We start from the raw sequence: 635 nt of genomic DNA, 5'->3' as shown, positions 1-635 counted from the left end.
GATCTCAATCCTTTGCAGTGTGAGGGGCAAAACTTCGTATGGCTCAACTTCTCGCCAAACCAGACACGCTCTTAATTGACCATCTCAAAGCGGTGGTTGATTTGGCAGGCCAGCTTGCCGACCGTCTCCAGCTTTCCCCACTGCTCAGGACCAAAGCGCTGGTAGCCGCCGCCCTTCACGACGTCGGAAAAGCCGCTACCGATTTTCAAGACTATGTCCTTAAAAAGACCTCCCACGCTTTTCCCCATGCCCTCACAGGGCTGTGGTTTGTTCCCGAAGTGGAAAAGGTTGTCAACCGCTACTTTGGCACCTCGCCCCAGGCTTTCGAGGCCACCGCTGCTGTGCTGACACATCATTCTCCGTTGACGCCTAACCTCTATAAAACGCACAGAGATTGTCAGCCTCCCAGCCTCCACCCGGATGTGAAAACGCTCCTGCACGAGATAGCCAAGTTCTTGAACGGCGTAGGAGTGCCCCTGGGCGTTCCTCCCACAATTCCGCTCCAACAGTCGCTCCGGAATATGAATCCCGCGGAAATTTTAGAATTTGAACTACGTTTCCGACCTGGGAATGAGATTAAAACCTTCCGCGGTGTTTTACAAAGTTTGCCGCCGCAAAATTTCGCCACCGTCAAG

Annotated in this window: 1 protein-coding gene; it reads left to right on the top strand. The window is 53.4% G+C overall.

Going from position 1 to position 635, the window contains the following annotated elements; all coding sequences use genetic code 11:
- Positions 1-38: 38 nt before the first annotated feature.
- On the top strand, positions 39-635 hold a 597-nt coding region (locus tag ABJK56_RS05760; protein WP_347243713.1), incomplete at its 3' end, for a CRISPR-associated endonuclease Cas3''.

The sequence above is a fragment of the Thermogutta sp. genome (genome assembly GCF_039793925.1).
Classification (GTDB): domain Bacteria; phylum Planctomycetota; class Planctomycetia; order Pirellulales; family Thermoguttaceae; genus Thermogutta.
This window is presented reverse-complemented; position numbering and strand designations above follow the sequence as displayed.